This is a genomic window from Micromonospora sp. NPDC049301, from assembly GCF_040678715.1.
Classification (GTDB): domain Bacteria; phylum Actinomycetota; class Actinomycetes; order Mycobacteriales; family Micromonosporaceae; genus Micromonospora.
Genome location: NZ_JBFAQO010000001.1, coordinates 776,772 through 799,438 on the forward strand (window position 1 = coordinate 776,772; position 22,667 = coordinate 799,438).

Below are 22,667 nucleotides of genomic sequence, written 5' to 3' on the forward strand. Positions count from 1 at the left end.
CAGCCCGTGCGGCGGGAGGCGACGCCACGGCGTGGCGGCACCTCTGCCCGGCTGCGCAGCGGGATCCGGAGGGCCATCGTCGGAAATGCTAACCAGCCCGACCGGGGGATGCAGGTCGTGACGGAGTGTCGGGTGGTCGAACCGCCCGTGTGGGCGTTTCCGGACCGGCATGTTGGAGTCATGCCCGCACCGTCACCGCACGACCCCGACCGCGCCGGCGGCGACCAGCGACACGCCGGGCCCGACGGCCATCAGCGACACGCCGACGGCGGGTCTGGGCAGCGCGGCGGGCACGACAAGCACGCCGGGCACGACCCGGCGATGTTCCGTCGCCGGTTCTGGGTCTGCCTGGTGCTCACCGTGCCGGTGGTGCTGACCAGCCACCTGGTGCTGGACCGGCTCGGCCCCGGGCCGGACGTCCCGGGTCGATCCTGGGTCGGGCCGGTGCTCGGCTCGGTGGTGTTCTGGTGGGGCGGCTGGCCGTTCCTGGTCGGTGCGGTCCGCGAGGTCCGCGACCGGGCGCCGGGCATGATGCTGCTGGTCGCGATGGCCATCACCGTCGCGTACGCGGCGTCACTGGCCGCCAGCGTGGGCGCCTTCGACCTGGACTTCTGGTGGGAGCTGGCCGCGCTGGTCACCATCATGCTGCTGGGGCACTGGCAGGAGATGAAGGCCATCGGTCAGGCCCGGGGTGCGCTCGCGGCGCTGGCCGCGTTGCTGCCCGACGATGCGGAGCGGGTGGCGGCGGACGGGGGTGTCGAGTCGGTGCCGGTGGCCGAGCTGCGGGTCGGCGACACGGTGCTGGTCCGACCGGGTGGCCGGGTTCCGGCGGACGGCCGGATCGTCGACGGTGGGGCCGAGCTGGACGAGTCGATGATCACGGGGGAGTCGCGCCCGGTCGCCCGCTCGACAGGGGAGCGGGTGGTGGCCGGCACGGTCGCCACCGACTCGGCGATCCGCGTCCGCGTCGAGGCGCTGGGTGAGCAGACCGCGCTCGCCGGCATCCAACGGATGGTCGCGCAGGCGCAGCGCTCCGGCGGGCGGGCCCAGCTGCTGGCGGACCGGTTCGCCGCAGCGCTGTTCTACCTGGCCGCCGGCACGGCCGTGCTGACCGTGCTGGTCTGGACCGTGGTCGGCCAGCCCGACGAGGCGGTGGTCCGCGCGGTCACCGTCCTGGTGATCGCCTGCCCGCACGCGCTCGGACTGGCCATTCCGCTGGTCGTCGCGCTCTCCACCGCGCTGGCCGCGCGATCCGGGATCCTGGTCAAGGACCGGTTGGCGCTGGAGCGGATGCGGACCGTCGACGCGGTGCTGTTCGACAAGACCGGCACCCTGACCCGGGGCGAGCACGCGGTCACCGACCTGGTGACGGCGTCCGGCGTCGGGCGGGACGAGGTGCTGCGGATCGCGGCCGGCGTGGAGTCGGACAGCGAGCATCCGCTGGCTCGGGCGATCGTGGCGGCAGCCGGGAGCACCGGCCCGGCCCCGGCCGCCGGGTTCCGGTCGCTGCCGGGCCGCGGCGTGCAGGCCACCGTCGACGGTACGCCGTACGCGGTGGGCGGCCCGGCGCTGCTGCGGGAGCTGAGCCTGTCGCTGCCGGGCGAGCTGGAGGCGGCGATCGGGCGGTGGTCGGCTCGGGGCGCCGCGGTGCTGCACCTGGTGCGGCTGCCGGACACCGTGCTCGGCGCGTTCGCACTGACCGACGAGGTGCGTCCGGAGGCCCGGGAGGCCATCGTCGAGCTGCGCGCCGAGGGCGTCCGCACCATCGCCATGATCACCGGTGACGCCCGCCCGGTGGCCGAGGCGGTCGCCGCCGAACTCGGCTTCCGGCAGGGCGTCGACGAGGTCTTCGCCGAGGTGCTGCCGGCGGAGAAGGACAGCCGGGTGGCCGAGCTTCAGCGGCGGGGGTTGACCGTGGCGATGGTCGGTGACGGGGTGAACGACGCGCCGGCGTTGGCGCGCGCCGACGTCGGCATCGCGATCGGCGCGGGCACCGATGTGGCGATCGAGTCCGCCGGGGTGGTGCTGGCGTCCTCGGACCCGCGCGGGGTCGGCGCCGTGGTCCGGCTCTCCCGGGCGTCGTACCGGAAGATGCGGCAGAACCTGGCCTGGGCGGCGGGCTACAACGTGGTGGCGCTGCCGCTGGCGGCCGGGGTGCTGGCGTGGGCCGGGGTGGCGTTGAGCCCGGCCCTGGCCGCGGTGCTGATGTCCGCGTCCACCATCGTGGTGGCGCTCAACGCCCAACTGCTGCGCGGGGTGCGCCTCGGTCCGGAGGCCGACTGACGGCCCGCCCGGTCGGGCCGGGCGAGGGTCTCAGCCGCGCTTCATCAGCCGGCCGACCGCCGCCATCATCTCGGTGGCCATCTCGTCGGCCCGGCCCTCGGCCGCGCCCTCGTGCATGCAGTGCCGGGCGTGCCCGTCGAGCAGCCCCAGCGCGACCTTGTCCAGCGCGGCCTGGATCGCCGAGATTTGGGTCAGCACGTCGATGCAGTAGCGGTCCTCGTCGACCATCTTCTCGATGCCCCGGACCTGCCCCTCCACGCGGCGGAGCCGCGCGAGCAGCTGATCCTTGCTGGCGGTGTATCCGCGGATCGGAGTGGGTGCGGTCATGCCGACCAGGATAGCGTACCCCTAGGGGGTATGGTAACGTCCCTTCCTGTCGGATACCCCCACCGGGTACCCGTACAGGACAAGGGCAGAGGTCCGCCTCCGATTTACCCCTGGGGGGTATAGGCTCGGAGGTCACGAAGGGAGACGGTTCGATGGTCAACACGACGTACCAGGTGCAGGGCATGACCTGCGGGCACTGCGTCAGCTCGGTCAGCGCCGAGGTCGGCGCCATCGCGGGTGTACGTGACGTGCAGGTCGACCTGTCCACCGGCCAGGTCACGGTCAGCAGCGACCAGCCGCTGGACGTGGCGGTCGTCCGGGCCGCCGTCGACGAGGCCGGCTACGACCTCGTCGACGCCTGATCGAAAGGCTCGGCGTGAACACGGTGACCAGACTGGGCGGATTCGCCCTCGGCCTCGCGGCGGTCTTCGGCGCGGCGTACGGGATCGGCCAGGTGGCCGGTCCCGCCGCCCCGGTCGCGGAGAGCTCGCACGACGGCGGCGCCGCCCACCAGTCGGGTCCGGTGGGCCACGGAGCGCACGACGAGGACGCCGACCGGCTCCCCGGCGGCCTGCTCGTCTCCGACCGCGGCTACACCCTCGAACCGGTCGCCGCCCCGGCCGGCGAGTTCGCCTTCCGGATCGGCGGCCCCGACGGGCGGCCGGTGACCCGGTTCGACGTGGCGCACGACAAGCGGATGCACCTCATCGTCGCCCGGCGGGACCTCTCCGGTTTCCGGCACGTGCACCCCGACCTGGCACCGGACGGCACCTGGCGGGTCGCCACCCCGCTGGCCGGGCCCGGCCAGTGGCGGGCGTTCGCCGACTTCGCCCCGACCGGGGGCGAACCGCTGACCCTCGGTATGGACGTGACCGTCCCCGGAGCGCTGACCGAACGGCCGCTGCCCGCACCGTCGAGCAGCACCACGGTCGACGGCTACACGGTGACCCTGGACGGCACGCTGGAGCCCGGCCGCACCTCGCCGCTCACGCTGACCGTCAGCCGGGACGGCCAGCCGGTCACCGATCTGGAGCCCTACCTGGGCGCGTACGGCCATCTGGTGGCGCTGCGCCGGGGCGACCTGGCGTACCTGCACGTGCACCCGGAGGGGACGCCCGGCGACGGGCGCACGCCGCCCGGCCCGGCCGTCACCTTCCTCGCCGAGGTGCCCTCGGTCGGCAGTTACCGGCTCTACCTCGACTTCCAGCACGGCGAGTCGGTGCACACCGCCGAGTTCACCGTGATCGCCGGCCCGCCGCCGACCAGCGCGCCGACGACCGGCGGCGATCCCGCCCCCAGCGGACCCGCACCGACCGGGGGCGCCGACCACGGCACCCCCGGGCACGGGCACAACTGACGGGACCAGATGATGACCACCACCAGCAGACCGCTGCCCGAGGCACCGAACCGGATCGAGTTGGCGATCAGCGGCATGACCTGCGCCGCCTGCGCCGCCCGGATCGAGAAGAAGCTGAACCGGATGGACGGCGTCAGCGCGACCGTCAACTACGCCACCGAGAAGGCCACCGTCCGGTACGCCGACGGCGTCACGCCGGACGACCTGATCGACACGGTGCAGAAGACCGGCTACACGGCGGCGCTGCCGTCACCGCCGGCGACTCCCGAGGAGCAGGTGGACCCGCTGCGCGGCCCGCGTACCCGACTCTGGGTGTCGGTGGCGCTCAGCGTGCCGGTGGTCGTGCTGGCCATGGTGCCGGCCTGGCAGTTCGACTACTGGCAGTGGCTGTCGTTGACCCTGGCCGCCCCGGTGGTGGTCTGGGGTGGGCTGCCGTTCCACCGGGCCGCCTGGACCAACCTGCGGCACGGCGCGGCCACCATGGACACCCTGGTCTCGCTCGGCACCCTGGCCGCGTTCGGTTGGTCGCTCTGGGCGCTCTTCCTCGGCGATGCCGGGATGCCCGGGATGACCCACCCGTTCCGCTTCGACATCACCCGCACCGACGGCGCCGGCAACATCTACCTGGAGGCGGCCGCCGGGGTGACCGTGTTCATCCTGGCCGGCCGCTACTTCGAGGCCCGCTCCAAGCGGACCGCCGGCGCCGCCCTGCGCGCCCTGCTCGAGCTGGGCGCCAAGGAGGTGGCGGTGCTCCGTGACGGGGTGGAGACCCGCATCCCGGTGGACCAGCTCGCCGTCGGCGACCGGTTCGTGGTCCGCCCCGGCGAGAAGATCGCCACCGACGGCGTGGTCGACGAGGGCACCTCGGCCGTCGACGCCAGCATGCTCACCGGCGAGTCTGTGCCGGTCGAGGTCGGCCCGGGAGACGGCGTGGTGGGTGCCACGATCAACGCGGGTGGCCGTCTCGTCGTCACCGCCACCCGGGTCGGCGGGGACACCCAGCTCGCCCGGATGGCCGACCTGGTCGAGCAGGCGCAGAGCGGCAAGGCGGCCGTGCAGCGGCTGGCGGACCGGATCTCCGGCGTGTTCGTGCCGATCGTCATCACGCTCGCCGTGGGCACCCTCGGCTGGTGGCTCGGCACCGGTGCCGGGCCGACGGCGGCGTTCACCGCCGCGGTGGCCGTGCTGATCATCGCCTGCCCGTGCGCGCTCGGCCTGGCCACGCCGACCGCGCTCCTGGTCGGCACCGGCCGTGGCGCCCAGCTCGGCGTGCTGATCAAGGGACCGGAGGTGCTGGAGTCGACCCGGCGGGTGGACACCGTGGTGCTGGACAAGACCGGCACCGTGACGACCGGCCGGATGACACTGGTGGACGTGGTGCCGGCGTCCGGTGAGGACCGCGCCGAGCTGCTCCGGCTCGCGGGGGCGGTGGAGGCCGCCTCCGAGCACCCAATCGCCCGGGCGGTCGCCGCGGGAGCCGCCGAGGCCGGGAAGCTGCCCGCGGTGACCGGCTTCGCCAACGTCGAGGGTCTGGGCGTGACGGCCACGGTGGACGGCCGGAAGGTGCTGGTCGGCCGGCTCCGACTGCTGCGCGAGCGCGGGCTCGACGTACCGCCGGAGGTCCAGCACGTGAGCGCCGACGCGGAGGCCGCCGGCCGGACCGCGATCGTCGCCGGTTGGGACGGGCGGGCCCGGGGGGTGCTCGCGGTCGCCGACGTGGTCCGGCCGACCAGCCGGGCGGCGGTTGCCCGACTGCGCGCCCTGGGGCTCACCCCGGTCCTGCTGACCGGGGACAACGCCACCGTGGCCCGGGCGGTCGCCGCCGAGGTGGGCGTGGACGAGGTGATCCCCGAGGTGCTGCCCGCCGGCAAGGTGGACGTGGTCAAGCGGCTCCAGGCCGAGGGGCGGTCGGTGGCGATGGTCGGCGACGGGGTCAACGACGCCCCGGCGCTGGCCCAGGCCGACCTGGGCCTGGCCATGGGCACCGGCACCGACGTGGCGATCGAGGCGTCCGACCTCACCCTGGTCCGGGGCGACCTGGACGCCGCGGTGGACGCCATCCGGCTGTCCCGCCGCACGCTCGGCATCATCCGGGGCAACCTGTTCTGGGCCTTCGGGTACAACGTGGCGGCCCTGCCGCTGGCCGCTGCCGGGCTGCTCAACCCGATGATCGCCGGCGCCACGATGGCCCTGTCCTCGGTGTTCGTGGTGGCCAACAGCCTGCGCCTGCGCCGGTTCCGTTCGGCCGTCGGCGGTGACCCGGTGTGACGGTTCACCCGGCCGAGATGATTGGACCGCCACCGGCGGGGGTACTGCTGACCGCGTAGCGACGCTCGCAAGGGAGGTTGGCACATGGGAATCGACGACAAGATCAACAACGCCACCGAGGACGCGGCCGGCAAGCTGAAGGAAGGTGCCGGTCGGGCTACCGACAACGAGCAGCTCGAGGCCGAGGGCCGCAACGACCAGGCCGGGGCCAAGCTCAAGCAGGCGGGCGAGAAGATCAAGGACGCCTTCAAGAGCTGACGTACGACGAACTCCGAACGCCGGGCCGGTGATCTCATCGGCCCGGCGTTCTGTCTGTCCGGTCGTTCCGGCGACCCTGAGATCCCCCTGATTCCGTCACCGCTCCCGACCGCCGTGCGCCGACACCTGCTAACTTCTGTTGGCATGTGCAAGGGCTGGTTATGAGCGCCGCTTCGCCGCCAACCGGTGACGACCTGGTCCGGGTGCTGGCGACCCTGGCCAACCCACACCGGCTGCGGATCGTCGCCGCGTTGGCCCGGGAGCGCGCCTACGTCAGCCGGCTGGCCCGGCAACTGGGCATCAGCCGGGCGCTGTTGCAGGTCCACCTACGGAAGCTGGCGGCGGCCGGGCTGGTCACCGCTCGCCTGGAGTTGTCGGAGGACGGAAAGGCCATGAACTACTACGAGGTGGAGCCGTTCGTGCTCACACTCACCCCCGAGATCATCGCGACGGCGGCCGAGACGCTGACCGGGCACGACTCGGCCGAACAGCCCGGAGCGGAGCGATGACCGGGATGAGCGACCACGACTGGACCGAGGTGGTCGGCGCGATCGGCGTCTTCGCCCTGTTGATCACCGTGTTCGCGGTGACCGTCGTCCAGATCGCCAAGACCCGGCGGGCCCGGTACGACGGTGCCCGCTCGGACGACTACCGCCGGCTGGCGGAGACGGCAGCCCGCGCCCAGGAGGAGAACGCCCGCCTGCTGGCCGCGCTGGACGGCCGGCTGGGCGGAATGGAGACCCGGATGGGCGCGATGGAACGCGTCCTGCGCGAGGTCGACTGACCCCGACGAAAGGCCCCGGGCCGTCGAGCGGCTACTCGACGGCCCGGGTGGAAGCAGCACCACCTCGCCCGATGGGCGAGTTTCTCCCGTGACGCTCCTTCGAGGAGAGGACAGCACCCCATGCTGCGCGTACGCAAATCCGCCGTCGGCTGGGCGGTCGCCCTGGCCCTCACGGCCACCGGCCTGGCCCCGGCCAGCCCGGCCGCCGCCCGGCCACAACCGGCACCGACCATCGACTGGCAGCCCTGCGCCACGGACGCCACCGCCGAGTGCGGCACGCTGTCCCTGCCCATCGACTGGCGACGGCCCCGAGGCGAGCGTTTCGACCTGGCGCTGGCCCGGCGGACGGCCACCGACCCGTCCGCCCGGACCGGAACTCTGGTGTTCGGCCCCGGCGGGCCGGGTGACAGCGGGGTCGACCGGGTGGTGACCGGCAGCAGCCGGTTCAGCGCCGAGCTGCGCCGCCGCTTCGACATCGTCAGCTTCGACCCGCGCGGTGTCGGCCGCAGCCACCCGGTGGTCTGCTCCACCGACCTGCTCGCCCGGCAACCACAACTGCTCGTCGACCAGGCCCAGTTCGACGCCACGCTGGCCGGCAACGCGCTGCTGCGGGCCGACTGCCGGGCCCGCACCGGGCCGCTCTACGACCACGTGGACACGACCAGTGCCGCCCGCGACCTCGACGCGGTCCGCGCCGCGCTCGGCGAACGGCGGCTGACCTTCCACGGCAGCTCGTACGGCACGCTGCTCGGGCAGCGGTACGCGGAGCTCTTCCCGCACCGGGTCCGGGCCATGGTGCTCGAGTCGACGGTGGACCACAGCCTCGGCACCACCGCCTTCCTGGACACCCAGGCCGTCACCGGGGAGGACTCGTTCGACGAGTTCGTCGCCTGGTGTGCCCGGTCCACCGGGTGCGCTCTGCACGGGTGGGACGTCCGTGGGGTCTGGGCCGGGCTGCACGCCCGGGCCGAGCAAGGCGTGCTGACCGACCCGGACCGGCCCGGGGTCGTGCTGACCCCGTTCGAGCTGAGCCGGCTCGCCCACAAGAAGCTCTACGAGACGCAGCGATGGCCGGGGCTGGCCGACTGGATCGCGACGATGGACGCCGCCACCGGGTCGATCGCCGCCCGACCGGCCGCGGGCTCGACGGGGGACACCGTGGCGCCGTACCCGTTCGCGGTCTTCTGCCAGGACTGGAGCCTGCCCGTCCGCGACTACCGCGAGTACGCCGAACACCTGCGCCGGGTGGGTCGCCTCGCGCCCGACCTGCGCTACCCACCGGCCCTGTTCGCCCTCGTCACCTGCCTGGGCACGCCGGCGCCGGTCGCCAACCCGCAGCACCGCCCGCGGGTCCGCACCGACGTGCCGCTGCTGCTCGCCGCCACCGTGCACGATCCGGCCAGCGGTTACAACTGGGCCGTCAATGTGGCCCGGCAGTTGGGCGAGCACGGCGTGCTGCTCACCTACGAGGGATGGGGGCACGGCAGCTACACCACCAGCCCGTGCGTGGGCGATGCCGTCGACCGCTACCTGACCAGCGTGGTGGTGCCCCGCCCCGGCACCAGCTGCGCGGCCGTCGAGCCGTCGTCGTGACCGGCCCGCCGGTCTGACCGACCGGACGTTCGGGCCGAGCGCCGGCCCCGGTCGCCTCGCGGTGACCGGGGCCGGTACCCCCCGATCAGCGCAGGACGCGGTAGCGCAGGTGCGCCACGGTCGGCCCGGCTACCACCGCCACCTGCTCCAGCCGTGGCTCGATCCCGTCGAAGAGTCGTTCACCGGCCCCGAGCACGATCGGCACGAGGTGCAGATGCAGGGTGTCGATCAGCCCGGCGGCCAGGTACTGCCGAACCGTGCTCGCGCCGCCCGCGATCGACACCTGCCGGTCACCCGCAGCCGCCCGGGCCTGCCGCAGCGCGGACTCGATCCCGTCGGTGACGAACCGGAACTCGGTGCCGCCCCGCATCACCAGTGGCGCCCGGGAATGGTGGCTGAGCACGAAGACCGGGGTGTGGAACGGCGGATCGTCGCCCCACCAACCCTGCCAGCTCTGGTCCCAGTCGCCGTCCCCGCCGCCGAACATCCGCCGGCCCATCACGTACGCCCCGACGTCGCGGGTCAGCTCGTCGACCAGGTCGGCGTCGACGCCCCGCTCGCCGCCGGCCAGCCCGTGCTGCGCCCGCCAGCTGTCCAGGCCGAAGAACCACTCGTGCAACCGCAGGCCGCCTCGGCCCAGCGGATCCTGCCGGCTCTGGTCCGGCCCGGCCACGTACCCGTCCAACGAGATCGACAGCTGACTGCTCACCATTCCCATGCCAGGTCGACTCCGGCGACCGCCGGAACTCATCGCCGCGCGGGCAGTCGGGCGGCCCGCAGCTCCAGGTAACGCTGCTCGGGCAGGCTGGTGGTGCCCCGGGCTGCCGCCAGGTACGCGTCCCGCGCCGCAATGGGCTCTCCGGCCAGCTCCAGCAGGTGGGCCCGGACCGCGGCGAGCCGGTGGTGCCCGGCGATGCGCTCGTCGGCGTCCAGCGGCGTGAGCAGGGCCAGCCCGGCACGCGGTCCGTCCACCATGGCCACCGCCACCGCCTGGTTGAGGGTGACCATCGGGTTCGGCGCGATCCGCGCGAGCAGCCGGTAGAGCGCGACGATCTGCCGCCAGTCCGTCTCCGCCGCTGTCGGCGCCTCGGCGTGCACCGCGGCGATCGCCGCCTGAAGCTGGTACGGACCGGGCGGCGACCAGGTCAACGCCTCGGTGATCAGCGCGATCCCCGCCACGATGGCCGAATGGTCCCACCGGGTGCGGTCCTGCTCGGCCAGCGGCACCAACTCCCCGTCCGGGCCGACCCGGGCGGCCCGGTGCGCGTCGGTGAGCAGCATCAACGCGAGCAGCCCCGCCACCTCGCCGTCACCGGGCAGCAGCCGGTGCAGGACGCGGGCCAGCCGGATCGCCTCGCCGGTCAACTCGACCCGCTGCAGGTCCGGCCCGCTGGACGCGGTGTACCCCTCGTTGAAGATCAGGTAGAGCACCCGGAGCACCGTCCGCAGCCGCTCCTCCCGCTCCGCCGGTGCCGGCATGTCGAACCGGGCTCCGGCGGCCTCGATCCGCTGCTTCGCCCGGCGGATCCGCTGGCTCATCGTCGCCTCCGGCACCAGGTGCGCCCGGGCGATCTGCGCGGTGTTGAGCCCACCCACGGCGCGCAGGGTCAGCGCCACCTGCGCCGAGGGGGCCAGCGCCGGGTGACAGCAGAGGAAGAGCAGGGTCAGAGTGTCGTCGGCGTCCGCCACCGCTGGCTCCGCGTCGGCCGCCGGCGCCACCCCGGCGTACGCGGGCTCGCGCAGCGCCACCGCCACCTCGCGGTCCCGGCGGGCGCGCTCGCTGCGCCACTCGTCGGTGAGCCGGCGGGTGGCCACGGTGAGCAGCCAGGCGCGGGGGTTGTCCGGCACGCCCTGCGCGGGCCACTGCGTCGCGGCGGCGAGCAGCGCCTCCTGCACGGCGTCCTCGCACCGGTCGAACTGCCCGTGCCGGCGGACCAGCAGGCCGAGGACCTGCGGCGCGAGCGTGCGCAGCAGGGCCTCGACCGTCCGGTCGTCGGTCACATCTCCGTCCCGGCCTCGTCCATGATCGGCCGGACCTCCATCGCGCCGCCGAAGCGCACGTCCGGCCACCGGGCGGCGATCTCGGCGGCCCGCTCGGGGCTGTCGCAGTCGACGGTCAGGTAGCCGGCGAACTGCTCCTTGCTCTCCATGAACGGCCCGTCGACGACCTCCGGGTGGCCGCCGGCGAGCCGGACCGTCCGGGTCTGCGACGGGTCGGCCAGCGCCTGGCCGCCGACCAGCTCGCCGGTCTCGGTCAGCTCCTTCATGATCTCGTCGACCTCGCCGAGCAGCGCGGTGCGCTCCCGCTCGGTCAGCTCCTCGGTGAAGCCGGGCCGGTTCCAGATCAGCAGCATGTACTTCACGGCGATGCTCCTCGGGTCCTGGTCGCGCCCCGGTCGGGGCGCTTTCTCACCGGAGGGTCGGAGCCGTCACCCCGTTCCCTACCGCGTACCGAAGAAAATCGCAGAAAACCTCCGGCGGTGGCGGTCCCACGCCGGGCGGGTCAGCGCGGATCGTGTCGTCCCGGCACCTGCCGGGGCGAACGGCCACCGCCGACGTCCAACGACGCCCGGTCCGCGGCCGAGGTGCCGGACGACCACCCCTCGGCGTCCCGGACGCTGAGCCGGTGCCGGGTGACGCCGGGGAAGAGGGTGTCCAGCCGCTCCCGGACCGCCTCGCCGCGGGCGGCGAGCACCGGGAGCAGTCGCTCCGGCCCGGCCGTCTCGGCCGCCGCCTGGTCCGCCGCCTCGGTGGTCGCGCGGAGCCGCTGGCCGATCCGCAGCGCGAACGCGTTGAGGAAGGACTCGTCCCAGACGCGGGTCCGCCGCCCGGCCCCCGGCCGGCGCTCGGCCCGCCCGCGCAGCATCGCGGCGGTGGCCTGGACCAGCAGCGAGGTGTACAGCAGCTCCACCGCCACGAGGTCGGCCGGCCAACCCAGCACGGTGGCGAAACCGAGGTCGTCGGACCAGACCGCCTCACAGCGGTTCGCCGCCGCGACCTCCTGCACCAGCAGCGCCTTGGCCCCCGCGTACGGGGCGTCGGTGCCGAGCCGCACCCCGCCGGGCAGGTCGCCCCGGTCGTCCCCGGCGGCCAGCAGCGCCTCGTCGATGCTGTGTCGGGCGATCAACTCCTGCGCCTTGCCCGTCAACGCCTCCGCCTCGGCCGGGAAGGTGGTCGACTCGGCCTTGGCCAGCAGGGCCCGTACCCGGTCGAGCATTCCGGAACCGCTGCGGGCCGCGCCGGCCGGCCGGCCGGTGGTCGCCGCGCCGGCGGTGCCCGGTGGCGGGCGCAGCACGGCGATCGGCGGCAGGCTCTCCACGAGTACGAGGGTGTCCACCGCCATGCGCAGGGCGTCGACCCGGTCCAGCCCCTCCCGGACGGACCAGCCGGACAGCACGCCCCGGTCGTCGTCCCACCACACCTCGGCGGTCAGCTCGCGCAGCTGCTCGTCCCACCACGCCGGGACCGGCCCGGCCTGCTCACGCCGTTGAGCCGCCATCGCGTCCCGGACCAGCCGGGCCGGGCGGGCACCGAGCCGACGGGTGGTGATCCGCTCCAGGTCCACCGGCTGCCAGCCCCTTGGCCAGAGCCGCGCCACGCCACGGACCAGGCGACGCAGCAGCGCCGCGTCCACCGCCGCCGCGCCGTCCGCCGCGCCGGTGCCGACCATCAGCCGGTCCAGCTGCCGTTCGGCCTGTCGTACGTCGGTGCCGCGCACCGCCGCGAGCGCATCGGCGACGAGTTCGTCCGCGTCCGGCACGTGCACCTCCTTCTCCGCGGCCCGGCTACTCCCGGAATCTCCATGATCATGCCGCCAGGCGTGCCCGCGGAGCGAAACGGGGATGCCGCTGAGACCCCGCGGTGGCTCTCGCCGGCATGTTTCGTCCGGCCCCGGGTAGTTCCGTCCGGACGCGAGGCGGATGCGAGGTGTGTCGTGGTTGGCTCGAGCCTGCCGAAGGCGCGGACGGGCACCGTCCCGGACGTCCGCTCGTCCATCCTCGCCGGCGCCGCGCTGGTCTGGCGGGCGCGGTCCCGCCTGGCACCCGACGGCCAGCGGTGACCGCGACGCCTGCCGCTGCCGACCCGACCTGGTTCGCGTCGCTGACGGTCGCGCACGGGGGGCATGCGGCGGAGGGCCCCGGCTGGCCTGCGCTGGCGGTGGTCGGGCTGCTGGCCGGCGGTTACCTCGTCGCCGCCGCGTGCGACCGACGAGGCTGGGACCACCGGCGCAGCGCCGCCTGGCTGGCCGGCTGTGCCGTGCTGGCGGTCGCGGTCGGGCCGCTCGCGCAGCTCCCCGGCGACCCACGCGGACACATGGCGCAGCACCTGTTGCTCGGCATGCTGGCCCCGCTCGGGCTGGTGCTCGGCGCCCCGGTGACCCTGCTGCTGCGGGTCGCGCCGCAGCCGGTACGCCGGGCGGTGGGCCGGCTGCTGCGTGCCCGCCCGCTGCACCTGATCGCCCACCCGGTCACCGCCGGGCTGCTCAGCACGGGTGGGCTCTACCTCGTGCTGCTCACCCCGCTGTACGCGGCCGCGGAGCGCCAGCCGACGCTGCACCACGCCCTGCATCTGCACTACCTGGCCGCCGGATACCTGTTCACCTGGGCACTGGTCGGGCCGGACCCGGCGCCGCGTCGCCCCGGGCTGGCCGTGCGGATCGGCGCGCTGCTGGGCGCGGGTTCGCGTCACGGAAGGGCCGTTCCTTGACGCGAACCTCTTGATCAATCCGGGCGGAGCGGTCGGAGCGGGGAGTTAGGCGCGGGACGCGAGGGCGGTGGAGAGACGGCCGAGGAAGGCGCGGATGCTCTCCTCGCTGTGGTGCGTCTCTGCCTGGTCGTTGAGGGGGCCCGTGTAGCGCAGCGCCTGGTCGAGCGCGTCCAGCGTCTCGGCCCGGTCTCCGGGGTAGAGACCGCCGACCACCCCGTCGGCGACGCGGGTCACCACCGCGTCGTCGAGCGCCCCGTCGAACTGGATTCCATAGAGGATTCCGTTGACGTGGCCCTTCCAGCTGTCCCGCTCCGCGTTGGCGGTGTCGGTCGCCTCGTGCGCGTCGGCGCGGCCGGTCAGGCGTTGCGGCCAGTCGGCGAGGATCGTGTCGGCCGGGAGGACGTCCCGCTCCGGGTCGGGGGCCGGGGCTGGTTGGCCGGTCGGCGTCCGGTCGAAGCGGGGCGCCGGAGCGGGCTGGATCTCGCCGCCCACCTCGACGAAGGTGCCCCGGGCGGCGTTGTGCGGATGCCGGTGCGCCTCGCCGGGGGCGAGCACCGGCGCGACGCAGGCGTCCAGGTCGGCGAAGACGGCCGTCCACTCGTCCCGGGTCCGCTCGGCGAACCGCTCGGTGAACCGTCGGCGCAGCTCGTCCCAGCCGCTCGGGTCGTACTGGTCGGGCAGGTCCGGCTCGTCGGCGAGGCCGAGGCCGGTCAGCAGCACGGCGTAGAAGGCCGGCTCCATCGCGCCGACCGCCATGAAGCCACCGTCGGCGGTGCGGTACGTGTCGTAGAACGGTGCCCCGCCGTCGAACATGTTGCGGCCACGCGGCGCGGCCCACAGGCCGGTGCCGAGCAGCCCGTGCAGGAACGAGGTGAGCAGCGCCGAACCGTCCACCATCGCCGCGTCGACCACCTGGCCGACGCCGGAGCGTTCCCGTTCCAGCAGGGCGGCCAGCACGCCCACGGCGAGGAGCATGCCGCCCCCGCCGAAGTCGCCGAGCAGGTTCATCGGGGCGTACGGACGCTCGCCGGCCCGGCCCAGTGGCTCCAGCGCCCCGGCCACCGCGATGTAGTCGATGTCATGCCCCGCGCGGGGTGCCAGCGGGCCGTCCTGGCCCCAGCCGGTCATCCGGGCGTACACCAGTCGGGGGTTACGGGCCCGGCAGGTCTCCGGCCCGAAGCCCAGCCGCTCGGCCACGCCCGGCCGGTACGCCTCGACCAGCACGTCCGCCCGTTCCACCAGGCGCAGCAGGTCCGCCACACCGGCCGGGGACTTCAGGTCGAGCGCGGTGACCCGCCGGCCGCGCTGCAACGGCCCAACGGTCGGCGCGGCGAGCCGCCCCGCACCCGGGCCGCCCGGCCGGTCCACCCGCACCACGTCCGCGCCCAGGTCGGCGAGCACCATGCAGCCGAACGGCGCAGGCGCGAGGCTGGCCAGCTCGACCACCCGTACCCCGGCCAGCGGTCCGCCGCGCGCCGGACCGCTCGGCTCGCCGCGCGTCGGCTCGTCGGTGCCCGTCACGCGGCGCTCACCGGCTCGGCGGTGCGGGCGGCCGACGCGGCGAGCCGGTCGACCAGGTCGGCGGGGGGCGTGAACCGGTCGCCGTAGCGGGCGGCCAGCTCGGACGCCCGGGTCGCGAAGCCGGCCGGGCCGCCCGCGTATTGCCGGACGTAGCGGATCACCCCGCCGGTCCAGGCCGGGAAGCCGATGCCGAAGATCGAGCCGATGTTGGCGTCCGTCTCGGTGCGGAGCACCCCTTCGTCTAGGCAGCGCAGCGCGTCCAACGCCTCGGCGAAGAGCATCCGCTCCTGAAGGTCGGTGAACGGCACCGCCCGCCCCGCGTCGGTGGTCAGCTCGGCCAGACCGGTCCACAGGCGACCCCGGGTGCCGTCGGCGTACCCGTAGAAACCGCGCCCGGCGGCGCGCCCCGGCCGGTCGTACGCGTCCACCAGCTCGTCCACCAGCCGGTGTGCCGGCAGCGGCAGGAAGCCTTCGCTGGCCGCCTCGAACTGCCGGCGGATCCGCTGGATCAGGGTGAGGCTCACCTCGTCGGCCAGCGCCAGCGGCCCGGTCGGGTAGCCGGCCTGCAGGGCGGCCTGCTCCACCGACGCGGCCGGCACGCCCTCGGCGACCATGCCGACCGCCTCGTCGATGAAGCGGCCGATGACCCGGCTGGTGAAGAAGCCCCGGCCGTCGTTGACCACGATCGGGGTCTTGCCGATCCGCCGGCCCAGGTCGAACGCCCGGGCCAGCGCCGCGTCGCCGGTCTGCTCGCCGACCACGATCTCCAGCAGCGGCATCCGGTCCACCGGCGAGAAGAAGTGCATGCCGACGAAGTCGGCCGGCCGGTCCACCCCGGCGGCAAGCCCGGTGATCGGCAGGGTGGAGGTGTTGGAGGCGAGCAGGGCGTCCGGCGCCAGCACCGGCGCCACCTCGGCGAAGACCGACCGCTTCAGCCCCGGGTCCTCGAAGACCGCCTCGATCACCGCGTCGCAGCCGGCCAGCGCGTCCACCCGGTCGGTGGTGGTGATCCGGTCCAGAACGGCTCGGGCGTCCGCCTCGGTGGCACGGCCCTTGCGGATCTTCCGGGCCAGCAGCCGCTCGGCGTGTTCCCGGGCCCGACCCGCGGCCTCCGGCGAGACGTCCTTGACCACCACGTCCAGGCCGGCGCTGGCGCAGGCGTACGCGATGCCGGCGCCCATCATGCCGGCGCCCAGCACCGCCACCCGGCGCACCGGCGCGACGTCCACGCCGGACGGGCGGGCCGCTCCGCCGTTGACGGCCTTCAGGTCGAAGAAGAACGCGCCGATCATGTTCTTGGCGACCTGCCCGGTGAGCAGGCCGATCAGATGCCGGGTCTCCACCGTGAACGCGGTCTCCAGGTCGACCTGCGCACCCTCGACAGCAGTGGCCAGGATCGCCTCCGGAGCCGGCAGCCGAGCACCCTTGAGCTGCTTGCGCAGGGTCGCCGGGAAGGCCGGCAGCTGCGCGGCCAGCGACCGGCTGGCCGGGCTGCCGCCGGGCATCCGGTAGTCCGGGCGGTCCCACGGCTGGGTCGGGTGGGGGTTGGCCGCGATCCAGGCCCGGGCCCGCGCCAGCAGCTCCGTCGGCGTGGCCACCACCTCGTCGACGATCCCGGCGGCCAGGGCGTCGGCCGGGCGCATCCGCCGGCCGGTGAGCAGCACCGTGGTCAGCGCCCCGGCCAGACCGAGCATCCGTACGGTCCGGGTGACGCCGCCGGCGCCGGGCAGCAGGCCCAGGGTCACCTCGGGCAGCCCGAGCCGGCAGCCCGGCGCGTCCAGCGCGACCCGGTGGTGGCAGGCGAGCGCGATCTCCAGGCCGCCGCCGAGTGCCGAGCCGTTGACGGCGGCGACCACCGGCCGGCCCAGCGTCTCCAGCCGGCGCAGGTCCCGCTTGATGGTGCCGAGCAGTTCGGCCAGCGCGGGCGCGTCGGCGCGGGTCGCCCGGACCATCTCCGGCAGGTCGCCGCCGGCGAAGAAGGTGGACTTCGCGCTGGTCACGATGACCCCGGTCAGCTCGTCGCGCTCGGCCTCCAGCCGGTCCAGCATCGCGCTCATCGACGCGGCGTACGCCCGGTTCATCGTGTTGGCGGACTGGTCCGGGTCGTCCAGGGTGAGCGTGACGATGCCGTCGGCGCCGCGGTCGTACCGGATGGTGTCGGTCATTGGTCGTCCTCCGGGTCAGCAGCGCTCGATGACGGTGGCGACTCCCATGCCGCCGCCGATGCAGAGGGTCACCACAGCGCGCCGCAGGTCGCGGCGCTCCAACTCGTCCAACGCGGTGCCCAGCAGCATCGCTCCGGTCGCGCCGAGCGGGTGACCGAGAGCGATCGCGCCGCCGTTGACGTTCACCCGGTCCGGGTCCAGGCCCAGGTCGCGGACGTACTTGAGCACCACCGCGGCGAACGCCTCGTTGATCTCGAACAGGTCGATGTCGTCGAGGGTGAGCCCGGCGGCGGCGAGCGCCTTGTGGGTGGCCGGGATCGGGCCGGTCAGCATCAGCGTCGGGTCGGCGCCGGTGACCGCCGCGCCGACGATCCGGGCGCGCGGGGTGAGGCCGAGGTCCCGGCCGACCTCCGCCGAGCCGATCAGTACCAGTGCCGCGCCGTCCACGATGCCGGAGGAATTGCCGGCGTGGTGGACGTGCTCGATCGCTTCCAGCCAGTGGAACTTCTGCAACGCCACCGCGTCGAAGCCGGCCGCCTCGCCCATCGTGGCGAAGGACGGGGTGAGCTTGGCCAGCGCCTCCCGGGTGGTCCCCGGGCGGGGGTGCTCGTCCACGGTGAGGATGTCCAGCCCGTTGCCGTCGCGGACCGGCACCACCGAGCGGGCGAAGTGCCCGCCCGCCCACGCCTTGGCGGCCCGCTCCTGCGAGCGCAGCGCGTAACCGTCCGCGTCGTCGCGGGTGAAGCCCTCCAGGGTGGCGATCAGGTCGGCGCTGACGCCCTGCGGCACGAACGAGGTGGCCAGTGCGGTCTGCGGGTCGGTGGCCCAGGCCGCGCCGTCGGAGCCCATCGGCACCCGGGACATCGACTCCACCCCGCCGGCGAGCAGCAGGTGCTCCCAGCCGGAGCGGATCCGCGCCGCGGCGGAGTTGACGGCCTCCAGCCCGGAGGCGCAGAACCGGTTGAGCTGCACCCCACCAACGTGGTCGGGCAGACCGGCCAGCAGCGCCGCGGCCCGGGCCAGATCGCCGCCCTGTTCGCCGACCGGGGTGACGATGCCGAGCAGCAGGTCCTCCAGCCGGTCGACGTCCAGGCCGGGGTTGCGCTCGCGTAGCGCGTCGATCAGGCCGACGACCAGGGAGATCGGCTTGACCCCGTGCAGCGCGCCGGTGTCCCGGCCGCGCCCGCGCGGGGTGCGGACCGCGTCGTAGACGTACGCCTCAGAGGGCACGGGCGATCAGCTCCTTCATGATCTCGTTGGTGCCGCCGTAGATCTTCTGGACCCGGGCGTCGGCGTACATCCGGGCGATCGGGTACTCGGTGGTGTAGCCGTAGCCGCCGAAGAGTTGCAGGCACCGGTCGATCACCTCGCACTGGCCGTCGGTCAACCAGTACTTCGCCATCGCGGCGGTGGCCACGTCCAGCTCGCCCCGGCTGTGCCGGACGATGCAGTCGTCGAGGAAGACCCGGCTGACCCGGGTGCGGGTGGCGCACTCGGCGAGCACCATCCGGGTGTTCTGGTGGCCCATCAACGGCTTGCCGAAGGCGGCCCGCTCCCTGGTGTACGCGACGGTCAGCTCGATCGCACGCTCCATCGCCGCGACCGCGCCGACGCCGATCACCAGTCGTTCCTGCGGGAGTTGCTGCATGAGCTGGATGAAGCCCAGCCCTTCGGCGCCGCCGAGCAGGTTGGCCGCCGGCACCCGGAACTCGTCGAAGAAGAGTTCGGCGGTGTCGTTGGCGTGCAGCCCGATCTTGGACAGCAGCCGCCCCCGGCGGAAGCCCTCCGGGTCACCGCCGACCTCGCAGACCAGCAGCGAGACACCGGCCGCCCGCTGCTCCGGGTCGGTCTTCACGGCCACGATGACCAGGTCGGCCAGGCCGCCGTTGGTGATGAACGTCTTCGCCCCGGTGACCAGGTAGTCGTCGCCGTCGCGGACCGCCCGGGTGCGCATCGCCTGGAGGTCGGAGCCGCCGTCCGGCTCGGTCATCGCGATCGCGCCGATCAGGTCACCGCTGCACAGGCCCGGCAGCCAGCGCCGCTTCTGCTCCTCGCTGCCGTACGCCGCCAGGTAGCCGGTGACGATGCCACTGTGGACGGCCAGACCGAGGCTGCTCTCGCCGGCGTACGCCTGCTCGTGCAGCACGACCGCCTCGTGGGTGAATCCGCCGCCCCCGCCGCCGTACTCCTCCGGGACGGAGAGGCCGAGCAGCCCCAGCTCGCCGGCGCGCCGGTAGTGCTCGCGGTCCGGATGGCCCTGCGCCAACAGGCGTTCGGTGTGCGGCAGCACCTCCTTCGTGAAGAAGGTGCGGGCCAGGTCGGCCAGGTCGTCGTGCTCCGCCTCACGCCAGGGCGAGGGGGCATCGTCGGATGCGGGCGTCGGCATGTGCACCACCCTCGCGCCCTGTTGGCGGCATGTCAATAAGTCTCGATCAACTGCCGCGCCCGGACCCACGCCCCTGCGGCACATGACCCACCGTGACCAGCCCCGGGGGTCGACCCTCCCGCTCTGCATCCTTTGCTCTGCTTCAACCCACGCAACAGTCACCGTCCGCTCATCCGGGCAACCTCGCCAACGCACGGCGGCTGCGGCATATCCGCTGGTCCTGGCCGGTGTTGCGCGGAGTGAAGCAGAGCAAAGGAAGAGCGACGGTCAACGGTCGCGGGTAGGGACGTGACACACGGTGAGAAGGCCGGTCAACGAGCCATGGCGACTCTTCGTGCGGGGCGGGTTGGCGGCCCTGGCCAGGCCCTCCGCGTGAGCCCGAACCTAGGCCGCGACGGTGAGCTGCCGATAGGGTCCGGTAGATGAGTGTCGACACGGCTCCGCGCCGCCGCCGGTTGGAGCCGGATGCCCGGCGCGGGCAGATCCTGGCCTGCGCCGTCCGGCTGTTCGGCGAGCGCGCGTACCCGGATGTGTCGACCACCGACATCGCCCGGGAGGCTGGCGTCGCGCGCGGCCTGGTCAACCACTACTTCGGCACGAAGAAGGACCTCTACCTGGAGGTCGTCCGGGTCATGGTGACCATCCCCGAGGTGGCGCTGGAGCGGCTGCCCAAGGGTGACCTGCGTACCCGGGTCGACGCCAGCGTCTCCTGGTTCCTCGACGTGGTCTCCCGGCACAGCACGTCCTGGCTGGCAGCCGTCACCGCACGCGGAATGGGCGGCGACGCCGACGTGGAGCGGGTGCTCGCCGAGGCCGAGGAGGTCGCGGCGGACCGGATGCTGGTCGCCGTCGGCCTGGCCGACGAGGCGGAACACCGCGAGGAGTTGCGGGGGATGGTCCGGGCGTACGGCGGGCTGGCCACCTCGACCGCGCGGGAGTGGCTCCAGCGCGGCGCGCTGACCCGGCCCCAGGTGCACGTGCTGCTCACCACCACGCTGCTGACCATCGTCGAGCAGGTGATCCCGGCGGTCATCGTGGGCGGCGGTCAGGCCGGCGCGACGGAGACGGTCGCCGCGAGCTGACCGGCGGGCCCGCGCAGCCAGCGCTCAGGCTGCGCGCCGGTCGACGGCCGCACCGACCCGTGCCGCCGGGGCGGCGTGGCGTTCGGCGGCCTGCGCCGGGTAGGCCTCGGAGCGGACCACCCGCAGCGGCCGGTCGACCTCGTCCGCCCGGAACCGCCAGCGCGACGGCGCCGGCTGCCGCTGCGGAGCCGGACCCCCGGGGCGCAGCCCGGGCCGGGACAGCAGCACGGTGATCAGGTAACCACACACCAGGAAACCGTGGCTGACCAGCCGCTCCCCGCCCACCGTGCCGGTGGCCAGATCGTTGACCGAAAGCAGCAGCAACGTGCCCACGAACGCGCTGAGCATCGGCACCAGGCCGGCCGGTGGGCTGCGGCGTACCGCCACGAAGAGGAACCCGGCGCCCACCGCCACGTTCCAGGCGGCCGACTCGTGCCACAGGTGCTGGCCGGCGGGATGCAGGTGATCGGCGGCCGCGCCCCGGCCCACCTGGGCCAGGCCGAGCACCAGTTGCACCGCGCCGAGCAGCCCGAGCGCCGCGCGCAGCCCGGCGACCAGCCGGCCCCGCCAGGCCAAGCCGGGACGCCCGCGCCGGGCCGGTGCCGCTGCGGCGGCCAGGATCGCGTCGGTCCGGTCGGGCGGTTCCGTGACCAGTCGGGTACGGACCCGACGGGTCACGGCGGCCGCCGCCGTGAACCAGGCCCGGCACTCGGCGCACCCGTCGAGGTGCCCCTGTGCCGCCGTCCGTTCCGCGGCGGTCTCCTCGCCGTCCAACTGTGCGGACAGGACCTCCCGCCACTGCTCACACCCCATGTACGGGTAGTCGGTCCAGCCCCCGCTCCAGTTCCCGGAGGCCGGCGCGGGTTGTGGAATACTCGCCGGACCATGACGCGCTACGGCCTGCTGATCCTGCCCTCCACCAACCGGGTGTACGCCCGCTCCGCCATCGACCTCACCCGGGCAGAGCTGGAGATCTTCGGCCGGTCGGCGCTCGACGGCCGGATCGGCGACGTGGGCACGACGACGGTCGGCGGAGCCACCTACCTCACCTTCGCCGGTGACGGGTTGACCGAGCGGGACCTGGCCATGCTGGGCAACCTCTCCGCGGGGTACGCGCTGTTCGAGGTCGTCGGCGACCTGCTGCGCCCGATCGAGTGGAGCCGGCTGGACCGCTACGACGACGACCTGATCACCATCCAGAAGTACCCGGGCAAGACCAACGAGCAGTTCACCAAGCTGCTGCTCAACGTCACCCTGCTCGCCTCGGACTGGGCCGGTGAGCTGACCACCCGGCGGTTCCGGGTGCTCGACCCGCTCTGCGGTCGCGGCACCACCCTCAACCAGGCGCTGATGTACGGCTTCGACGCCGCCGGGGTGGAGCGCGACCAGAAGGACGTCGAGGCGTACCGGGCGTTCGTCACCACCTGGCTGAAGCAGAAGCGGATCAAGCACCGGGTGCTGGAGTCCGGTCCGGTGCGGCGTGAGCGCAAGGTTGTCGGTCGCCGGGTGCGTATCGAGCTGGCGCCGACCCGCGAGGAGCACAAGGCCGGCCAGCTCCACCTGCTGGACGTGGTCAACGCCGACACCACCCGCGCCGCCGAGTTCTTCCGGCCGGAGACCTTCGACCTTGTCGTCGCGGACGCGCCGTACGGCGTCCAGCACGGCAGCCGGACCGCTGAGCACGGGCTGACCCGCGACCCGCTGGCGCTGCTCGCGGACGCCGCGCCGGTCTGGGCGCGGCTGCTGCGTCCCGGCGGGGCGCTCGGCATCTCCTGGAACACCCACGTCGCCGGCCGAGACGACGCGGCGGCGGCGCTGGCCGCGGCCGGCCTGACCGTGGTCGACGCGGAGCCGTACCGCGCGCTGCGGCACCGGGTGGACCAGTCGATCATGCGCGACGTGCTGGTGGCCCGCCGGCCGGCCTGACCCGGCCCGC

The 22,667-nt window shown here is 74.1% G+C and carries 21 protein-coding genes and 1 pseudogene; 12 read left to right on the forward strand and 10 right to left on the reverse strand.

Annotation, left to right across the window (positions count from 1 at the left end):
- Nucleotides 1–321: 321 nt before the first annotated feature.
- Nucleotides 322–2,283, forward strand: a complete 1,962-nt coding sequence (locus AB0K07_RS03690) for a heavy metal translocating P-type ATPase (protein ID WP_363751413.1) — start codon at nucleotides 322–324, stop codon at nucleotides 2,281–2,283.
- Between the two features lie 30 nt (nucleotides 2,284–2,313).
- On the opposite strand, the gene AB0K07_RS03695 is transcribed toward AB0K07_RS03690, so the two are convergent.
- Complete coding sequence (locus AB0K07_RS03695; RefSeq protein WP_007454936.1) at nucleotides 2,314–2,610, reverse strand: metal-sensitive transcriptional regulator; 297 nt, start codon at nucleotides 2,608–2,610, stop codon at nucleotides 2,314–2,316.
- A gap of 152 nt (nucleotides 2,611–2,762) precedes the next feature.
- On the opposite strand from AB0K07_RS03695, the gene AB0K07_RS03700 reads away from it, so the two are divergent.
- The 7 genes from AB0K07_RS03700 to AB0K07_RS03730 all read left to right on the forward strand — a co-directional run bounded on the left by AB0K07_RS03700 (nucleotide 2,763) and on the right by AB0K07_RS03730 (nucleotide 8,870).
- Entirely contained in the window at nucleotides 2,763–2,972 is a 210-nt protein-coding gene (locus AB0K07_RS03700; RefSeq protein ID WP_363750706.1) for a copper ion binding protein, read from the forward strand.
- Between the two features lie 14 nt (nucleotides 2,973–2,986).
- Nucleotides 2,987–3,967: a hypothetical protein gene (locus tag AB0K07_RS03705; RefSeq protein WP_363750707.1), complete on the forward strand. Its 981-nt coding sequence runs from the start codon at nucleotides 2,987–2,989 to the stop codon at nucleotides 3,965–3,967.
- A gap of 12 nt (nucleotides 3,968–3,979) precedes the next feature.
- Nucleotides 3,980–6,235, forward strand: coding sequence for a heavy metal translocating P-type ATPase (locus AB0K07_RS03710; RefSeq protein WP_363750709.1), 2,256 nt, complete (start codon nucleotides 3,980–3,982; stop codon nucleotides 6,233–6,235).
- An 84-nt stretch (nucleotides 6,236–6,319) separates the two neighbouring features.
- Nucleotides 6,320–6,493: a CsbD family protein gene (locus AB0K07_RS03715; RefSeq protein ID WP_121656519.1), complete on the forward strand. Its 174-nt coding sequence runs from the start codon at nucleotides 6,320–6,322 to the stop codon at nucleotides 6,491–6,493.
- Between the two features lie 161 nt (nucleotides 6,494–6,654).
- Entirely contained in the window at nucleotides 6,655–7,002 is a 348-nt protein-coding gene (locus AB0K07_RS03720; RefSeq protein WP_363750710.1) for a helix-turn-helix domain-containing protein, read from the forward strand.
- Nucleotides 6,999–7,277, forward strand: a complete 279-nt coding sequence (locus AB0K07_RS03725; protein WP_363750711.1) for a hypothetical protein — start codon at nucleotides 6,999–7,001, stop codon at nucleotides 7,275–7,277. Before AB0K07_RS03720 ends, AB0K07_RS03725 begins: the two co-directional genes overlap by 4 nt.
- 120 nt (nucleotides 7,278–7,397) lie before the next feature.
- Nucleotides 7,398–8,870 (forward strand): alpha/beta hydrolase, encoded by a 1,473-nt coding sequence (locus AB0K07_RS03730; RefSeq protein WP_363750713.1) that lies wholly within the window; start codon nucleotides 7,398–7,400, stop codon nucleotides 8,868–8,870.
- An 85-nt stretch (nucleotides 8,871–8,955) separates the two neighbouring features.
- Here AB0K07_RS03730 and AB0K07_RS03735 read toward each other — a convergent pair whose 3' ends face one another.
- The 4 genes from AB0K07_RS03735 to AB0K07_RS03750 all read right to left on the reverse strand — a co-directional run bounded on the left by AB0K07_RS03735 (nucleotide 8,956) and on the right by AB0K07_RS03750 (nucleotide 12,630).
- Nucleotides 8,956–9,582, reverse strand: coding sequence for a dihydrofolate reductase family protein (locus AB0K07_RS03735; protein ID WP_363751414.1), 627 nt, complete (start codon nucleotides 9,580–9,582; stop codon nucleotides 8,956–8,958).
- A gap of 35 nt (nucleotides 9,583–9,617) precedes the next feature.
- Nucleotides 9,618–10,871, reverse strand: coding sequence for a DUF6596 domain-containing protein (locus AB0K07_RS03740; RefSeq protein WP_363750714.1), 1,254 nt, complete (start codon nucleotides 10,869–10,871; stop codon nucleotides 9,618–9,620).
- Nucleotides 10,868–11,224: a YciI family protein gene (locus AB0K07_RS03745; RefSeq protein WP_363751415.1), complete on the reverse strand. Its 357-nt coding sequence runs from the start codon at nucleotides 11,222–11,224 to the stop codon at nucleotides 10,868–10,870. The genes AB0K07_RS03740 and AB0K07_RS03745 overlap by 4 nt, the downstream gene beginning before the upstream one ends.
- 149 nt (nucleotides 11,225–11,373) lie before the next feature.
- Nucleotides 11,374–12,630 (reverse strand): DUF2786 domain-containing protein, encoded by a 1,257-nt coding sequence (locus tag AB0K07_RS03750; RefSeq protein WP_363750716.1) that lies wholly within the window; start codon nucleotides 12,628–12,630, stop codon nucleotides 11,374–11,376.
- 174 nt (nucleotides 12,631–12,804) lie between these two features.
- Between AB0K07_RS03750 and AB0K07_RS03755 the strand changes: the two genes are divergently transcribed.
- Both AB0K07_RS03755 and AB0K07_RS03760 read left to right on the forward strand, forming a co-directional pair.
- Entirely contained in the window at nucleotides 12,805–12,930 is a 126-nt protein-coding gene (locus AB0K07_RS03755; protein WP_363750717.1) for a hypothetical protein, read from the forward strand.
- Nucleotides 12,927–13,577: a cytochrome c oxidase assembly protein gene (locus AB0K07_RS03760; protein ID WP_363750718.1), complete on the forward strand. Its 651-nt coding sequence runs from the start codon at nucleotides 12,927–12,929 to the stop codon at nucleotides 13,575–13,577. The genes AB0K07_RS03755 and AB0K07_RS03760 overlap by 4 nt, the downstream gene beginning before the upstream one ends.
- Before the next feature lie 417 nt (nucleotides 13,578–13,994).
- Here AB0K07_RS03760 and AB0K07_RS03765 read toward each other — a convergent pair.
- From AB0K07_RS03765 to AB0K07_RS03780, 4 genes and pseudogenes are all read right to left on the reverse strand, one after another.
- Nucleotides 13,995–15,098, reverse strand: a pseudogene (locus AB0K07_RS03765) (CaiB/BaiF CoA-transferase family protein); the annotation flags it as partial.
- On the reverse strand, nucleotides 15,095–17,263 hold the full coding sequence (locus AB0K07_RS03770; RefSeq protein ID WP_363750719.1) for a 3-hydroxyacyl-CoA dehydrogenase NAD-binding domain-containing protein: 2,169 nt from the start codon (nucleotides 17,261–17,263) through the stop codon (nucleotides 15,095–15,097). The pseudogene AB0K07_RS03765 and the gene AB0K07_RS03770, both read right to left, overlap by 4 nt.
- Before the next feature lie 15 nt (nucleotides 17,264–17,278).
- Nucleotides 17,279–18,493, reverse strand: coding sequence for an acetyl-CoA C-acetyltransferase (locus AB0K07_RS03775; protein ID WP_363750720.1), 1,215 nt, complete (start codon nucleotides 18,491–18,493; stop codon nucleotides 17,279–17,281).
- On the reverse strand, nucleotides 18,483–19,649 hold the full coding sequence (locus AB0K07_RS03780; RefSeq protein WP_363750721.1) for an acyl-CoA dehydrogenase family protein: 1,167 nt from the start codon (nucleotides 19,647–19,649) through the stop codon (nucleotides 18,483–18,485). The genes AB0K07_RS03775 and AB0K07_RS03780 overlap by 11 nt, the downstream gene beginning before the upstream one ends.
- Before the next feature lie 422 nt (nucleotides 19,650–20,071).
- On the opposite strand from AB0K07_RS03780, the gene AB0K07_RS03785 reads away from it, so the two are divergent.
- Complete coding sequence (locus tag AB0K07_RS03785; protein WP_363750722.1) at nucleotides 20,072–20,731, forward strand: TetR/AcrR family transcriptional regulator; 660 nt, start codon at nucleotides 20,072–20,074, stop codon at nucleotides 20,729–20,731.
- 24 nt (nucleotides 20,732–20,755) lie between these two features.
- Here the strand turns inward: AB0K07_RS03785 and AB0K07_RS03790 are convergent, their stop codons facing one another.
- On the reverse strand, nucleotides 20,756–21,544 hold the full coding sequence (locus AB0K07_RS03790; protein WP_363750723.1) for a zf-HC2 domain-containing protein: 789 nt from the start codon (nucleotides 21,542–21,544) through the stop codon (nucleotides 20,756–20,758).
- Nucleotides 21,545–21,616: 72 nt separating this feature from the next.
- Here AB0K07_RS03790 and AB0K07_RS03795 point away from each other — a divergent pair, with 72 nt between their 5' ends.
- Entirely contained in the window at nucleotides 21,617–22,657 is a 1,041-nt protein-coding gene (locus tag AB0K07_RS03795; RefSeq protein WP_363750724.1) for an SAM-dependent methyltransferase, read from the forward strand.
- Nucleotides 22,658–22,667: the final 10 nt, after the last annotated feature.

What these genes read in the sequence shown, in the direction of transcription:
- AB0K07_RS03715 (WP_121656519.1), top strand. Translation starts at nt 6,320, where the DNA reads ATGGGAATCGACGACAAGATCAACAACGCCACCGAGGACGCGGCCGGC.
- AB0K07_RS03720 (WP_363750710.1), top strand. Translation starts at nt 6,655, where the DNA reads ATGAGCGCCGCTTCGCCGCCAACCGGTGACGACCTGGTCCGGGTGCTG.
- AB0K07_RS03735 (WP_363751414.1), bottom strand. Translation starts at nt 9,582, where the DNA reads ATGGTGAGCAGTCAGCTGTCGATCTCGTTGGACGGGTACGTGGCCGGG.
- AB0K07_RS03730 (WP_363750713.1), top strand. Translation starts at nt 7,398, where the DNA reads ATGCTGCGCGTACGCAAATCCGCCGTCGGCTGGGCGGTCGCCCTGGCC.
- AB0K07_RS03725 (WP_363750711.1), top strand. Translation starts at nt 6,999, where the DNA reads ATGACCGGGATGAGCGACCACGACTGGACCGAGGTGGTCGGCGCGATC.
- AB0K07_RS03780 (WP_363750721.1), bottom strand. Translation starts at nt 19,649, where the DNA reads ATGCCGACGCCCGCATCCGACGATGCCCCCTCGCCCTGGCGTGAGGCG.
- AB0K07_RS03690 (WP_363751413.1), top strand. Translation starts at nt 322, where the DNA reads ATGTTCCGTCGCCGGTTCTGGGTCTGCCTGGTGCTCACCGTGCCGGTG.
- AB0K07_RS03700 (WP_363750706.1), top strand. Translation starts at nt 2,763, where the DNA reads ATGGTCAACACGACGTACCAGGTGCAGGGCATGACCTGCGGGCACTGC.
- AB0K07_RS03770 (WP_363750719.1), bottom strand. Translation starts at nt 17,263, where the DNA reads ATGACCGACACCATCCGGTACGACCGCGGCGCCGACGGCATCGTCACG.
- AB0K07_RS03795 (WP_363750724.1), top strand. Translation starts at nt 21,617, where the DNA reads ATGACGCGCTACGGCCTGCTGATCCTGCCCTCCACCAACCGGGTGTAC.
- AB0K07_RS03695 (WP_007454936.1), bottom strand. Translation starts at nt 2,610, where the DNA reads ATGACCGCACCCACTCCGATCCGCGGATACACCGCCAGCAAGGATCAG.
- AB0K07_RS03790 (WP_363750723.1), bottom strand. Translation starts at nt 21,544, where the DNA reads ATGGGGTGTGAGCAGTGGCGGGAGGTCCTGTCCGCACAGTTGGACGGC.
- AB0K07_RS03745 (WP_363751415.1), bottom strand. Translation starts at nt 11,224, where the DNA reads ATGCTGCTGATCTGGAACCGGCCCGGCTTCACCGAGGAGCTGACCGAG.
- AB0K07_RS03710 (WP_363750709.1), top strand. Translation starts at nt 3,980, where the DNA reads ATGACCACCACCAGCAGACCGCTGCCCGAGGCACCGAACCGGATCGAG.
- AB0K07_RS03785 (WP_363750722.1), top strand. Translation starts at nt 20,072, where the DNA reads ATGAGTGTCGACACGGCTCCGCGCCGCCGCCGGTTGGAGCCGGATGCC.